Annotated in this window: 15 protein-coding genes and 1 pseudogene; 9 read left to right on the forward strand and 7 right to left on the reverse strand. The window is 62.9% G+C overall.

Annotated features, from left to right (window positions below; translation table 11 throughout):
• The first annotated feature begins 15 nt into the window (after positions 1-15).
• Both NHF53_RS04925 and NHF53_RS24265 read left to right on the forward strand, forming a co-directional pair.
• Positions 16-582 carry a class I SAM-dependent methyltransferase gene (locus NHF53_RS04925; RefSeq protein WP_252833325.1) on the forward strand — a complete coding sequence of 189 codons (567 nt, stop codon included), beginning with the start codon at positions 16-18 and terminating at the stop codon, positions 580-582.
• Between the two features lie 12 nt (positions 583-594).
• Positions 595-714, forward strand: a pseudogene (locus NHF53_RS24265) (RES domain-containing protein); the annotation flags it as partial.
• 306 nt (positions 715-1,020) lie between these two features.
• Here the strand turns inward: NHF53_RS24265 and NHF53_RS04935 are convergent.
• Together NHF53_RS04935 and NHF53_RS04940 are read right to left on the reverse strand one after the other, a co-directional pair.
• Positions 1,021-1,563, reverse strand: coding sequence for a hypothetical protein (locus tag NHF53_RS04935; protein ID WP_252833326.1), 543 nt, complete (start codon positions 1,561-1,563; stop codon positions 1,021-1,023).
• A gap of 707 nt (positions 1,564-2,270) precedes the next feature.
• Complete coding sequence (locus tag NHF53_RS04940) at positions 2,271-2,720, reverse strand: MarR family winged helix-turn-helix transcriptional regulator (protein ID WP_252833327.1); 450 nt, start codon at positions 2,718-2,720, stop codon at positions 2,271-2,273.
• 149 nt (positions 2,721-2,869) lie between these two features.
• Here NHF53_RS04940 and NHF53_RS04945 point away from each other — a divergent pair, with 149 nt between their 5' ends.
• From NHF53_RS04945 to NHF53_RS04955, 3 genes are all read left to right on the forward strand, one after another.
• Positions 2,870-3,292: an organic hydroperoxide resistance protein gene (locus tag NHF53_RS04945; protein WP_252833328.1), complete on the forward strand. Its 423-nt coding sequence runs from the start codon at positions 2,870-2,872 to the stop codon at positions 3,290-3,292.
• 129 nt (positions 3,293-3,421) lie between these two features.
• Positions 3,422-3,805 (forward strand): MbcA/ParS/Xre antitoxin family protein, encoded by a 384-nt coding sequence (locus tag NHF53_RS04950; RefSeq protein WP_252833329.1) that lies wholly within the window; start codon positions 3,422-3,424, stop codon positions 3,803-3,805.
• A complete protein-coding gene (locus NHF53_RS04955) occupies positions 3,765-4,526 on the forward strand; it encodes an RES family NAD+ phosphorylase (protein ID WP_252833330.1) in 762 nt (253 codons plus the stop codon). The genes NHF53_RS04950 and NHF53_RS04955 overlap by 41 nt, the downstream gene beginning before the upstream one ends.
• A gap of 43 nt (positions 4,527-4,569) precedes the next feature.
• Here NHF53_RS04955 and NHF53_RS04960 read toward each other — a convergent pair whose 3' ends face one another.
• Positions 4,570-5,016, reverse strand: coding sequence for a MarR family winged helix-turn-helix transcriptional regulator (locus NHF53_RS04960; protein WP_252833331.1), 447 nt, complete (start codon positions 5,014-5,016; stop codon positions 4,570-4,572).
• Positions 5,017-5,084: 68 nt separating this feature from the next.
• Between NHF53_RS04960 and NHF53_RS04965 the strand changes: the two genes are divergently transcribed.
• The 4 genes from NHF53_RS04965 to NHF53_RS04980 all read left to right on the forward strand — a co-directional run bounded on the left by NHF53_RS04965 (position 5,085) and on the right by NHF53_RS04980 (position 8,845).
• On the forward strand, positions 5,085-5,807 hold the full coding sequence (locus NHF53_RS04965; protein WP_252833332.1) for a thioredoxin family protein: 723 nt from the start codon (positions 5,085-5,087) through the stop codon (positions 5,805-5,807).
• Between the two features lie 57 nt (positions 5,808-5,864).
• Positions 5,865-6,353 (forward strand): DUF1579 domain-containing protein, encoded by a 489-nt coding sequence (locus tag NHF53_RS04970; RefSeq protein ID WP_252834917.1) that lies wholly within the window; start codon positions 5,865-5,867, stop codon positions 6,351-6,353.
• Between the two features lie 24 nt (positions 6,354-6,377).
• Positions 6,378-7,163, forward strand: a complete 786-nt coding sequence (locus tag NHF53_RS04975) for a VOC family protein (protein ID WP_252833333.1) — start codon at positions 6,378-6,380, stop codon at positions 7,161-7,163.
• Between the two features lie 515 nt (positions 7,164-7,678).
• Positions 7,679-8,845 carry an MFS transporter gene (locus NHF53_RS04980; protein WP_252833334.1) on the forward strand — a complete coding sequence of 389 codons (1,167 nt, stop codon included), beginning with the start codon at positions 7,679-7,681 and terminating at the stop codon, positions 8,843-8,845.
• Between the two features lie 171 nt (positions 8,846-9,016).
• Here NHF53_RS04980 and NHF53_RS04985 read toward each other — a convergent pair whose 3' ends face one another.
• From NHF53_RS04985 to NHF53_RS05000, 4 genes are all read right to left on the reverse strand, one after another.
• Entirely contained in the window at positions 9,017-9,805 is a 789-nt protein-coding gene (locus tag NHF53_RS04985; RefSeq protein WP_252833335.1) for a carbon-nitrogen hydrolase family protein, read from the reverse strand.
• Positions 9,806-10,017: 212 nt separating this feature from the next.
• Positions 10,018-10,698, reverse strand: coding sequence for a phosphatase PAP2 family protein (locus NHF53_RS04990; protein ID WP_252833336.1), 681 nt, complete (start codon positions 10,696-10,698; stop codon positions 10,018-10,020).
• Positions 10,699-10,788: 90 nt separating this feature from the next.
• Positions 10,789-12,408 (reverse strand): chaperonin GroEL, encoded by a 1,620-nt coding sequence (groL, locus tag NHF53_RS04995; protein WP_252833337.1) that lies wholly within the window; start codon positions 12,406-12,408, stop codon positions 10,789-10,791.
• Positions 12,409-12,555: 147 nt separating this feature from the next.
• Positions 12,556-13,095 carry an HXXEE domain-containing protein gene (locus NHF53_RS05000; protein ID WP_252833338.1) on the reverse strand — a complete coding sequence of 180 codons (540 nt, stop codon included), beginning with the start codon at positions 13,093-13,095 and terminating at the stop codon, positions 12,556-12,558.
• Positions 13,096-13,271 lie beyond the last annotated feature (176 nt).

The raw sequence follows: 13,271 nt of genomic DNA on the forward strand, positions 1-13,271 counted from the left end.
AGACGGAGCTGCCCGATGAACCGCCCCTTGCACCCTTCCGATCACCTGCTGTTCTTCAAGTCCTGGCTGGCGAAGCCCTTCGAGACTGCCGCCATCGCGCCGTCGAGCCGCCGTCTGGCGGAGGCCATGACGGCGCAAATCGAGCCCCGATCCCGGGTGCTTGAACTCGGCCCCGGCACCGGAGTCTTCACCCGGGCACTCGTGGAAAGGGGTGTAGCCGAGAGGGATCTGTTGCTGGTGGAGCGAAATCCGGTTTTCGCCCGGCTGCTGGCGGATCGGTTCCCCGACGCGCTGATCCTGACCCGTGACGCGGCCACGCTGCCGGCGGAAGCGGGAGCCTGCGATGCGGCGGTGAGCGGCCTGCCGCTTCTCTCGATGCCGGTACCGCAGGTGACCCGTATCCTGAAGGGGGCCTTCCGCACTCTGAAGCCGGATGCGCCTCTCTGGCAGTTCACCTATGGGCCGCGCTGCCCGGTCCCGCAACCGCTCCTCCGCCGCCTGGGCCTCAGGGCCTGCCACACCCGCTTCGTGCTATTGAACCTGCCGCCGGCCAGCGTCTATCGCATCGAACGCGTGGGGTAATACCAGGTCTCGATGATGAAGCTCGTCGACACGGTCGAGGAACAATCGCTGCTCGAAAGCCTGCTCGAAGAAACCAAGCCGGCGCTGCCGCCGGAATGCGCCGGCCTCGATTATCTCCTCGCGACCATATTCTCGAAGGTCTGCGAGGTTTTCCCTATCGCGGGAGGTGCATCTATTTTCGCACCTACCCCGATCGCGTGGTGATCCTCCGCGTGATGCACGGGGCGCAAGACGTCAAGGCGCAGGATTTCGACGGCTGAGGGGAGATGTCCGAAATCAGGCCGCAAATGCCGCCGAGCGATACCGGCGCGACGTCGGAGGGGTTGCGCCAATAGTGGTCGTTCGTTGTCCAAATACTTTTGTTTTCACCCGATGCCAGACTGTAGCTGGGCCATCCAGCAGAACGGCAAAGCTCACAAAGAGGCGTTTTGTACTGACCTATTTCAGGGGTGCCGGTATCGGTTCACCCAATTCCTGAAGCTTGATGACGTAGTCGCTCATGGCAACAGGCGCGATCATCGCAAGATTGCCAAGTCGCGCGGAGGAGTTAAGCGTCACGCGGAGCGTTCTGCTCGTAGGCGACGGCTGAAGACGCAGTCTGTGGATCGACCCTTTTGGATGGAATTCATAATTGAATTCCATTTCCTTCAGAGGAAACCGGTCTTCGTAGGAGCGCAACTTCACGCAGCCACGCTCGACGAGTTGGTCATTTTCCACGAAGAGAACGGTACGGTTTCGCGCGACGCCAAACACCGCACTGCCTGCAACAATCATGAGGACCAGGAGTCCTGACAATGCATAAGAGCCAATTCGGCCCCCGCTCACGTGCACCGCGCTAGCGTCAGTATCGCGGTTCAGGCGAGCGATGATTATCGCGATGAAGGAAAAGGCGGTCAAAGAGATCAGAGCGATCAGGAAGGCCCAGTATCCTCGCTGAAGACAGTTCGAAATATCCGATAAACTGCCATCCAAGATCAGCATGTTCCCCAGCACCCGGCTTGCCCCTCAACCAGAAGCCGATCAGCGGCCCCCACAGCTCGTTTCTTCGGATACGACCTTCGGCTTTCAATTTTGTGAATGGTCTATTTAGGGTTGCGCGCGATATCCCCTCCGGCCCCAAACCGGTAGTCGGTGTCCCCTGCTACATGACACCTGCCGCGACCTCCGCCTCCTATTCCTCCGGCGCGAGCTCGCGGCAGCTTTGCTTCAGGGGCAGTCATTAATGGTTGCTCGCTAAGAGGGTACATGTCCGGTTTTGGTGCTTCGACGGAGAGATGCATGCCTTGGTGGGTAACAGTGGTGATAGCACTCAGCGCGGTATGCAGTGGCGTGCCCTACCTGTATGCGCGTAAAATCACGAGCGAGCATGATGAGGGCGATGGCAAGCCCGTATGGTTTGGCGGAATTGCGAACTTCTATTTGGTCACAAGCGTCTTGAGGAAGCGTTCCAGGCAGGGCGACAAATGGGCTGGCAGAGCGCATTTCGCCTATTGTATCGGGGTTGCGATCATACCCGTTCTTATAGTGAGCCTCGCCATCCATGATTACTGGATGCGTTGATAGCTTTCATACTGCCCCACTCTGAATCACTAGATTGATGGTGACGAAACCATATTACGATATCCCCTCCGGCCCAAACCGGTCGCCAGCGGCACCTGCTACATGACACCTCCCGAGACCTCCGCCCTCTATTCCTCCGGCGCAAGCTGCCGGCGCAGCGCATGCAGCTTCTCGCGCATGCTGTCGATCTCCTCGCGGGTGCAGCCGGTCGCGATACCGATCGATTGCATGACGTCCGCCGCCCTCTGCTGCAGGGCGGCGCCGGCGTCGGTCAGGGAGATGATGACCTGCCGCTCGTCGCCGGAGGAGCGCTCGCGCGCCACGTAGCCCGCCTGCTGCAGGCGTTTCAGCAGCGGGGAGAGCGTGCCGGAATCGAGGCCGAGGCGCTCGCCGATCGCCTTGACGGGCTGAGAGTCGTTCTCCCAGAGCACCATCATCACGAGATACTGCGGATAGGTGAGTCCGAGCGGCTCGAGCAGCGGCTTGTACGCACGGTTGAACGCATGTGCGGCGCCGTAGATGGCGAAGCAGAGCTGGTTGTCGAGACGCGGTCCTTTTACGGCCTTCTTGTTCTGCATGATTCTTCCGATCCGTCGATCGGTCCCAGTGTTCCCCGGCGCATTCTCTCAATTCTGTGCCGCGGTCGCAACGTGCAAAAATAAATTGCACACAATTCAATTGCTCGATATATAAATGCGCATAAACCCAACGACGAAGGAGAACACGAATGGCAATCCTCTATACCGCCCAGGCTTCCGCAACCGGCGGTCGCGCAGGCCGCGCGGTCTCCGACAACGGCGTTCTCGACGTGAAGCTGACGGTGCCGAAGGAGCTCGGCGGTGACGGCGCCACCGGCACCAATCCGGAGCAGATGTTCGCCGCCGGTTATTCCGCCTGCTTCCTCGGCGCGTTGAAGGCCGTCGCCGGCAAGGAGAAGATAAAGCTCTCGGAAGACACGACGGTCACGGCGCGCGTCGGCATCGGCCCGCGCGACGACGGCACCGGTTTCGGCATCGAAGTGGCGATCTCCGTCAATATTCCGGGCGTCGAACGCGCGGTCGCCGAACGTCTGGTGGCCGCCGCCCACATCGTCTGCCCCTACAGCCATGCCATGCGGACCTCGACCGAGGTTCCGGTCAGCGTCGAGTAAGGCCGACTGCGGGAACCCATCAGGCGCAGGACAGGGCGGTCCCGTGCGGGCCGTCCGATGCCTCGGCCATAAAATCCTTGTCTCTGGAAAGAAATCTATTATATTTCTTCCATGGAAAGGAGTGAGGTCATGCTGGAAGCTCTGGAAGAACCATCCGCACCCGCCTCCGAGGCCACGGTCGTCACCAAGGCCGTGGTCAATGCCGCCGACCGGCTCGGCCTCAGCGCCCGCACGCTCGCCGCCGTGCTCGGCCTCTCCGAGGCGAGCGTCTCGCGCATGAAGCGGCTTAATTTCCGGCTGGAGCGCGGCAGCAAGCCCTTCGAACTTGCGCTCCTCTTCGTCCGCGTCTTCCGCTCGCTCGATGCGATCACCGGCGGCGACGAGGCCGTGGCGCGCAACTGGCTGCGCAACGAGAATACCGCGCTCGGCGGCATACCGGCGCAGAAGATCCTCACCATATCCGGGCTCGTCGATGTCCTTGCCTATCTGGACGCCCGCCGCGCTCTCGTCTGAGTTCCGCGCCGTCTCGGGTGCGTGGTGGCGGCTCGTCGAGGCGCAGCACCAGGTCTCGACGATGAAGCTCGTCGACACGGTCGAGGAACAATCGCTGCTCGAAAGCCTGCTCGAAGAAACCAAGCCGGCGCTTCCGCCGGAATGCGCCGGCCTCGACTATCTCCTCGCGACACCGTTCCGCTACGGCGCCGTCTACCCGAAGGGCTCGCGCTTTCGCAGGGCCGGCCGCACGCCGGGCGTCTTCTATGCCGCCGAAAGCGTCACGACGGCACTCGCCGAAATGGCCTTCTACCGGCTGCTCTTCTTCGCCGAATCGCCCGACACGCCGCTGCCCGCCAACGCTGCGGAATACACCGCCTTTTCCGCCCTCGTCACGACAACGCGGGGGCTCGACCTCACCGCGCCGCCGCTTTCGCGCGATGCCGCCGCGTGGGAGCATCCCGTCTCCTACGAGGCCTGCCAGTCGCTGGCCGATGCCGCGCGCGCGGCGGAGGGGCAGGCGATCCTCTACCGCTCGGTGCGCGATCCGAAGCGCGGCATGAACATCGCGCTTTTGAGCGCGCTCGCCTTCGCCGCCCGCGAACCCCTCGAGCGCCAGACCTGGCACATCCGTCTCGGTCGGGCGGGCGTGCAGGCGCTCTGCGCGTTTCCTGAGCGGCGGCTCGGCTTTTCCCTCGCCGATTTCTCGGCCGATCCCCGGCTGAAGGAAAGCTTCGGGTGAAGTTCTTGCGTCCTTCTCTCCGCAAGCGGGGAGAGGGGACGCGTCATCGCGCCACCTCGATCAGCCCCTGGCGCAGGATCTGCGGATCGATGCTGAGGCCTGCCTCCAGTTCCTCGTGCTCGCGCCGCCAGATCGGCACCGCCTCGGCGAGCACGGCCATGCCCGTCTCCGTCAGCTTCAGCCGCTTGCCGCGGCGATCCTTCTCGTCCGCCACGACGGCGACCCAGCCGCGCTGGGTGAGTGGTTTCAGCGCCGCCGTCAGCGTGGTGCGGTCCATGGCGAGCAGATGCGCCACCGGTCCCATGGGCGGCGGCTCGGGTCGGTTGAGCGCCATCATCAGCGAGAACTGGCCATTGGTGAGCCCGAGCGGCTTGAAGGCGGCATCGAAGCGGCGCGCCAGTGCGCGGGCGGCGCGCTGGGCGTGGAGGCAGAGGCATGTGTCGCGGACATGGAGGGTGGTCGAAAAAGGAATCAGCGGCTGATTTGACATGTAATAAATATGTTGATATCAACCTAAATGTCAAGCAAAACCGCGCCTGTCCGGAGGAGGAGAGGATCATGGACCACCCTGTCGTATCCCGCGAAGAATGGCTGGAGGCCCGCCGCGCCCTGCTCTTGAAGGAGAAGGAGGCGACGCATCTGCGCGACCGGCTGAACGCCGAGCGCATGGCCTTGCCCTGGGTGAAGGTCGACAAGGATTACGTCTTCGACACGCCGTCGGGGCCGAAGACGCTCGCCGCGCTCTTCGATGGACGCAGCCAGCTGATGATCTACCACTTCATGCTCGGCCCGGACTGGCAGGCCGGCTGCCCCGGCTGCTCCTTCCTCGCCGACCACTTCGACGGCACGCTGCCGCATCTGAACCATCACGACGTGACGCTGGTCGCCGTCTCCCGCGCGCCGCTCGAAAAGATCGAGGCCTACAGGCGCCGCATGGGCTGGCACTTCCCCTGGGTTTCGTCCTTCGGCACCGATTTCAACCGCGACTATCACGTGTCCTTCGATCCGGAGGACCTCGCTTCCGGCAAGGTCTTCTATAATTTCACCGCAATGCCGGCGGAGGATGCCGGTACCGAGCTTCCGGGGCTCAGCGCCTTCTACCGCGATGCCGGCGGCAGCGTCTTTCACACCTATTCGAGCTATGCGCGGGGACCGGAAGAACTGATCGGCACGCTGATGATCCTCGACCGGGCGCCGAAGGGGCGCAACGAGAGGACGACGATGGATTTCATCCGTCGCCACGACGAATACGACGGCAAGCCGCGCGCCGCCGCGTCCTGAGCCGTCCACATCTGCAGGCATCTTTTCTGAAACCCCATCGAGGAGGATGAGGTCATGATGGAATTCGCCGTACCGCAGCAGGAACACCACTTTCTCGAAAGGCTTCTCGGCGACTGGGTCGTCACTTCGGCCACCGGCAACGAGGATTGCGGGCCCGACAGCCCCGATGACTACTGGACCGAGACGGTCCGCTCGCTCGACGGCCTCTGGTATGTCGCCGAGAGCCGCGGCAAGATGTCGGACGGGCGTCTGGCCACGGTCCTGATGACGCTCGGCTACGACCCTCAGGCCGGCCACTATGTCGGCAGCTGGGTCGGCTCTATGATGACCAAGCTCTGGGTCTACAAGGGCTGGATCGAGCCCGACGGCAGGACGCTGACGCTCGAGGCGGAAAGGCCGGATTTCGAGGATCCGTCGAGGTCCGCGATCTACCACGACACCATCACCTTCGTCGACGACAACACTCGCCGCTTCACGTGCAGCGTCCGCCAGCCCGACGGCAGTTTCGACACCTTCATGACGAGCGAAATGCAGAGACAATCCTGAGCAACCCGAGGAGGGAAGATACCGATGCAAGGCAAATTCGTCTGGTACGAGCTGATGACCAACGACGTTCCGGCCGCCGCCGCGTTCTACAAGAATGTGGTGGGCTGGGAAGCGAAGGACTTCGAGAGCGCGACGCCGCAGGGAAACCCCTATACCGTCTTCAACATACCGGGCCGTGAAATGGGTTCGGCCGGGCTCATGGCGATCACGCCGGACATGGCGAAGGATGGCGTGAGGCCGGCGTGGTGCGGCTATGTCGCCGTCGACGACGTCGATGCCAAGGCGAAGGAATTTGCCGAAAACGGCGGCAAGATCCTCCTGCCGGGGACCGACATACCCGGCATCGGCCGTTTTGCGGTCGTCGCCGATCCGCATGGCGCCTTCCTCAACGTCTTCAAGCCGAACATGCCGGAAGGACCGATGCCGGAAGAACCGCCGCCGATGACGCCCGGAACCGTCGGCTGGCATGAGCTCATGGCCGGCGACGGCAAGCAGGCCTTCGACTTCTACGCCCGCATGTTCGGCTGGACCAAGGGCGAGGGCTACGACATGGGCGCGATGGGCATCTACCAGCTCTTTGCCCGTGACGGCATGGACATCGGCGGCATCATGACGAAAACGCCGGACATGCCGGGCGCCTTCTGGGGCTACTACTTCGTCGTCCCGGAACTCGACGCCGCGATGAAACGGGTGACCGGCGGCGGCGGAACGATCTGTTCCGGGCCGATGGAAGTTCCCGGCGGCGCCTGGGTGACCCAGTGCCTCGATCCGCAGGGCGCCTTCTTCGCGCTTGTCGCGGGCAAACGCTGACGTCGGGAGGCGACGTGTCGGCCGCTTCGTCTCCCCTGGCGGGAGAGGACACGATTTCGGCATCTTAGGTCGAAGGCCTAAGTGCCAGAAATCGCAGGCGAGGGGGACACCGCGTCTGCCCGATCTCCCCCCTTGAGGGGGAGATGTCACGAAGTGACAGAGGGGGGTGATCGTCAGGCGCTTTGTCGGGGGATACCCCCTCTGCCCTGCCGGCGTTCGTCGCTGCAATCGATTCACCGGATCGATTGCCCGACTTCGCCGGCCGCTCCTCACCCCCCTCAAGGGGGGAGATCGGCATCCGGCACCCTGCCGGCAGGTCAGGGTGAGGGGCAGAGAACATGCGGAATTATGGAACAAATACCAGTGACGTCCACCGTCGGCCCAAAGCGGACGAACCAACCGTGCACTTCTTCATATCACAACTAGCCTGTGACACGGCTGTCATAGTTCGTGCTTATCGACCTGAATTTGCACGTTGCGGAAACATCCACGACAGCATCTCGAAAGGCATTTCCATGAGTGCGACGATGAGCAGCCGGTCGCTCTCGCTTTATCCCTTCTTGCTTGTGTTGTTCATAGGCACGGCCTGCAGTTCCATGATCGGGCCGTTCATGGCTTACTACATTGTGGAGGGTTTGGGGCGCGCGCCGTGGACAATCAGCCTCTATGCGGGTGGCGTTACCGTTCTCGGCATAATCTGCACCCGCACCTTTGGTCGCTGGCTGGATGCGGGAATTGCTCCTTTTCCGCTGATCGGAGTAGCACTGGCGGGCTACCTTCTTGCCACGACTGCCTTGTCGATTTCACCATCCTTCTGGGTTGTTTTGAGCTTCGGCGTGCTCGGATTCGGTCTGAGCAGTAGTGCGATATCCACCATGTTCAGCCTCGGTGCGGTCATAGCAGAACGCGGCAAGATTACGCGTGGCCGGTCCAACGCATTCCTGCGCGCCACGACATCAACCGCCTGGATGATAGGCCCGGCGGTCGCCTTCCTGTTCGCCGAGCGCTTCGGCGAAGGTGCCGTCTTCAAGCTCGCTTTTGCACTGGCATGCTGCTGGGCGTTGATGTGGTGGATAATTATCCCGCGCGATATGACGTTTCGTCCCAAGTCCGGATCGGTACACGCACATTCTTCCAACAAGCCCGTCGGCCTGTGGTTGGCGGCCGCGTTCGTGTTCTGCCTGTCCTCAGCCCACTCTCTGACATTCAGCGCACTGCCATTGTTCTACGTGCGGGAAGTTGGGCTACCGGGCTATGCGCCGGGCACAGCCTTCAGCATGAAGACCTTCGTGGAGGTCCTCGCGATCTTCACAACGCCAATGATCATCTCCCGCTTTGGCCTGAAATGGCCACTTGTCGCGGTGGCGGTGTTGGCAACCGTAACGATCCTGCTGCTGTCCTGTGTGCAGACCTATCCACAGATGTTGGCGGGCGCGGCCTTGGAGGGGCTGTATTATGGCCTCTATGCCAGCATCGGCATCAGTTTCGTGCAGTCTTTCTCCGGCGATCGCCCTGCGCAGACCACCGCGCTTTACTGGAATGTTCTGAGTGTCAGCGGCATTCTTGCAGGCCCCGCGACCGGCCTTATAGCGCAAGCCTACGATTTCCGAGCAGTTATCCGGGTGGCCTCGGTTGTGGCTGCTTTCGCCGCTCTTCTACTTTTCAGTAAGCACTTGCGATAAAAATCAGAGCCCTACGGGGCGACTATCAGTCAGCAATGCAGCCCCGACCAGCGATGATTGTTGATAAGATCAACGATGACTCTGAACCACCTCAAGGTATTTAGTTTCGGTGGCAGCGGCAACGTCTGCTGTTGGCGCGATCCTGCCATGACGGCAGTCGGCCCGACGCGGTCACCGGATGCGACGAAACCATTCCTTTTCCTGAGCGGCCCTTAGCTGGTCGAGATCGAAGTCCGTGTAGATGATGCCCTGTTGCTTGCCTCCCATTGCGAGCATCTGCCCCGACGCGCCCACAGCAAAGGAATGTCCGTCATCTTTAGGTTCGGGGTAATTTGCGACCGCGATTCCGATCACTGATTGAAAAGCTGTTGCACGGATCCCGGCAACGCGAATGTCGCCGACCTCGACATCATCGACAAGAGGGCTGCTGTTCGGCACGAGGATGACTTCTACTCCAGAACGAACCAGATCGGATGCAACATCCGGAAACTCGCGATCCATGCACACCATGATCCCGACAGCAACCTGCCCACGGCGGATGTCAAGACGAAAAACTGAAGAACTATCCCCAGGCGCGCAGGCCTCTTCGGGCACATCGAAAAAGCAGATATGCCGCTTTCTTTGATGAAGTACGATGTCACCGTTACGATCAATCAGAACGGCGGAATTGAAAGGCTTGGGCTCCGCCTTCTCTAGGAAGGTTGCAACAATCGCAATCTCTGTTCTGCGCGCGGCGGCACGGAATTTTTCGATAAACGCTCCCTGCAAATCTACAGCGCCATCGAGCCACGCAGCACGCGCGGTGGCGTCTTGAGGATCGAATTTGCTGTATCCGTTCGAAAACATCTCAGGAAACACGATAACATCTGCCGCTGCGTCGGACGCGCTGTCGATGACGGCATCAATGTCTGCATCCGATAGAACCTGGGCGAGCGCCACCCGAAAAGACTTGGCCGACAAATGCATCCACTCCTCAACTAGCGTAACTTCATTTATTGCTCAGCGGCCTACGCCACGGGCAGGCATCTGGTCTGGAACGTATGCGAGCAGACGCGCCTGTGGCTTCAACGCCCGCAACTGGCGCGTCGCCGCCCACCCCACGCAGGTATCGTTTGCCGGCATTTGCTGCCTGATTTCGGAACATGGAGGGCAATTCCCTCCGCCACCCGCACTCACCCCTCCGTCTTCATCCGCTTGCGCACCAGATGGGCGGCGAGCGTCCAGGCGAGCGCCCAGCCCGCACCGATCGACCAGCCGGCGATGACGTCCGTCGGATAGTGCACGCCGAGATAGACGCGGCTTGCGCCGACGATGACGGTGAGGAAGATCGCCGAGCCGAGATAGAGCACCTTCTGGCTCCTCCGCTCCGCCATTTCCGCAAGCAGCGCCCCGAGCGTCAGGTAGACGACGGCCGAGACGGTCGCATGTCCGCTCGGAAAGCTCGCTGTGAAGACGCGCGCCACGCCGGTGAGTTCGGGGCGGGGGCGGTCGTAGAAGGATTTGAGCGTCGTGCTCATGATCGTCCCGCCGATCACCGAGAAGGCGACGAACCAGCCGGTCCGCTGTCGTCCGATGAGGAAGAGGTGGATGACGACGACCAGCACGAGAATGGTCAGCACCGAGAAACTGCCGAGCGCGGTCACGTCGCGGGCGGCCTCCTCGAGCCAGGCCGGGCCGATCGGATCGGCGGGATTGCCCGGCGTGCGCAGCGCCATCAGCACGCCCTCGTCGAGGCCGAGCGTCTCGCCCTCGCTCACCTCGTCGGCAATCACGCCGAAGGCGGCAAGCAGGCCGGCGACCACCGCGCCGGCGGCATAAGGATAGAGCGAACCGTTGTTGATGCGAAAGGCCATCCGTCTCCTCGTCTTCTCTTGCCGCGTCGAGGTGGACATGGCGGCTGGCGGCGAGGCGGTCAAGGCCGGCCCGGCGATCCGAGGTAAATTTCAGACGCCGCCCATCTCCGGTTCCGGTGGCTTCGCCGGCTCGCGCACCTCGGTCATCGTCGCCTCGGTGAGCAGCAGGATGCCGGCGACGGAGACGGCGTTTTCGAGCGCGATCCGCACCACCTTGGTCGGGTCGATGATGCCCGCTTCCATCAGGTCGACATATTCCCGCCGCCCGGCATCGAAGCCATAGGCGCCGGAGCCCTGCAGCATCCGCTCGACGACGACGCCGTCGTCCGCCGCCGAGTTGAGTGCGATCTGCCGGGCCGGTGCCTCCAGCGCACGCTTGAGGATCTGCACGCCGGTGCGCTCGTCGCCCTCGCATTTCTGTTCTTCGGCGGCGACCGCACCGACGCAGCGCAGGAGCGCCAGCCCGCCGCCCGGCACGATGCCCTCGGCGACCGCCGCCTTGGTGGCGTTGATCGCGTCCTCGATCGCGTCCTTCTTCGCCTTCATCTCGGCCTCCGCCGGCGCCCCGACGCGGATGACGGCGACGCCGCCGGAGAGCTTGGCGAGCCGCTCTTCCAGCTTCTCCTTGTCGTAGTCGCTGGTGGTCTTTTCGATCTGGCGGCGGATTTCGTCGATGCGGCCCTTGATCCGCACCGGGTCGCCGGCGCCGCCGACGATGGTCGTCGTCTCCTTGTCGATGACGACGCGGGCGGCCGAGCCGAGCTCTGCGAGCGTCACGTTTTCGAGCTTGGCGCCCGTCTCTTCCGAGATGACCTGGGCGCCGGTCAGCACCGCGATATCCTCCAGCATCGCCTTGCGCCGGTCGCCGAAGCCCGGCGCCTTGACGGCACAGTTGTGGAAGGTGCCGCGGATCTGGTTGACGATGAGGGTGGCGAGCGCCTCGCCCTCGATGTCCTCGGCGATCACCAGCAGTGGCCGGCCCGACTTGGCGATCTGTTCGAGGAGCGGCACGAGGTCCATCAGCGCCGAGATCTTGCGGTCGAAGAGGAGGATGCGGGCGTCTTCGAGCACCGCCTCCATGTCCTCCGCGCTGGTGATGAAATAGGGCGAGATATAGCCGCGGTCGAACTGCATGCCCTCGACGACGTTGAGGTGGGTTTCCGTCGTCTTCGCCTCCTCGACGGTGATGACGCCGTCGTCGCCGACCTTCTCGATCGCCTCGGCGATCAGTGCGCCGATCGTCTCGTCGTTATGGGCGGAAATCGCCGCCACCTGCTGCTTTTCGCGTGTCGTGGCGACCGGCCGCGACAGCGTCTTCAGCGCCTCGACCGTGCATTTCGTCGCCCGGTCGAGGCCGCGCTTGATGTCGACGGCGCTCGCGCCCGCAACCACGTTGCGAAGCCCTTCGGAAAAGATCGCATGCGCGAGGATGGTGGCGGTGCTGGTGCCGTCGCCGACCATGGCGCCGGTCTTTTCCGCCGCCTCGCGCAGCATGCGGGCGCCGAGGTTCTCCTCGGGGTCCTTGAGGTCGAATTCCTTGGCGATCGTCACGCCGTCGTTGCAGACGACCGGCACGCCCCACTTCTTCTCGATCAGCACCGATTTCGAACGCGGGCCGAGCGTGATGCGCACCGCGTCTGCGAGAAGGCTTGCCCCGCGCAGGATTTTCGCGCGGGCCTCGTCACGAAAGAGAACCTGTTTATGCGCCATGCCGGACGTCCTTCAAATGCCGGCCGGACAAGGTCCGGATGCCGGCCGCTGCGGGAAAGTCTTCTACATCAGCATTTTATAACATTAGGCGCGGCGCCTGCCCACAACATTGATCCGGATCAGTTCGGGGCAGGGGACCGGCTTGCGTCAGCGCGGGGTGGCGAAAGTGCTGCCGATCCACGCCTCGAAGCGGCCGGCGAGACGGAGCGCGAGCCAGAGATTGAGATAGACGAGGACCGTCGCCGCGACCGACCAGATCGCCGTCGTACCCGGCGAGATCACGCCCGACCGGACGAGGGCGGAGAGCGCGTAGAGACAATAGGGGAGCGCAAGCAGGCTGGTGACGATGAAGGGGCAATAGCCGCGCCAGAGGATCGTCTGGCCGACATGGACGAGAAGATGGAAAAGGAAGGCGACGAGCAGGCCCGCCCAGAGATCGTGGAGACCGAAGGCGATCGCCGCATAGGTGAGCGCGGTCAGGATGAGGAATTCCTCCAGGACCGCGACCGTGAAGGCCGAGGTCGAGAGGCTGCCGTAGAGCGGCAGCACCCGTCGCGCGACGGCCGGAAAGCGCCGCTCGAGTTCCGGGCCGTTCTTCGCCAGCCACGGCTTCAGCATGATGATCTCCTCGAACTCGTGCAGCATGAAGACGACGGGCAGCAACCCCATCAGCATGTCGATCGTCATCGCCCCGACACTCCCGGCTCCATCCTTGGCCGCGATCATAGCGCAAGCGCATCGGCCCGGCACGCCCGCCTCTGGAAGCCTGCCACATATGTCGCAAAGCTTGCGGTTGCGTGTCCGCGTTTGACGTTTTCCACCAAAGGTAGATTGTTAACATTTCCCCGCTAAGAAGGGGCGGG

Source organism: Ciceribacter sp. RN22 (assembly GCF_024054295.1).
Lineage (GTDB): Bacteria > Pseudomonadota > Alphaproteobacteria > Rhizobiales > Rhizobiaceae > Allorhizobium > Allorhizobium lividum.